Genomic DNA, 354 nt, shown 5'->3' on the forward strand with positions numbered 1-354 from the left:
ACGCATGAAGCTGACCAATACTAATTGCTCGTGAGGCTTGACTATACAACACCCAAACAGTTGTATATATAGCATCAATTGATTCACATATAATCAATCAAACTTGATTTAGTTGAAAAGCTAGATAAAATGAACACCTTAAATTAACTCAAGTACTTCTGTTAATAACTCATTTGGTAGAAAACTTAGCACGAAGAGCACTGCTCTGAGATTAGACTAAGCAAGTATCCATAACAGTTGTGCTGGCGACAATAGCAAGAGTGAACCACCTGATCCCTTCCCGAACTCAGAAGTGAAACCTCTTAGCGCTGATGGTAGTGTGGGGTTACCCATGTGAGAGTAAGTCATCGCCAG

At 39.8% G+C, this 354-nt stretch carries 1 rRNA gene; it reads left to right on the forward strand.

Features of this window, described 5'->3' with window-relative positions:
- Positions 1-241 precede the first annotated feature (241 nt).
- Positions 242-354, forward strand: a 5S ribosomal RNA gene (gene rrf / locus M5F03_RS01390); the annotation flags it as partial.

The sequence above is a fragment of the Acinetobacter amyesii genome (assembly GCF_023499985.1).
Taxonomy (GTDB): domain Bacteria; phylum Pseudomonadota; class Gammaproteobacteria; order Pseudomonadales; family Moraxellaceae; genus Acinetobacter; species Acinetobacter amyesii.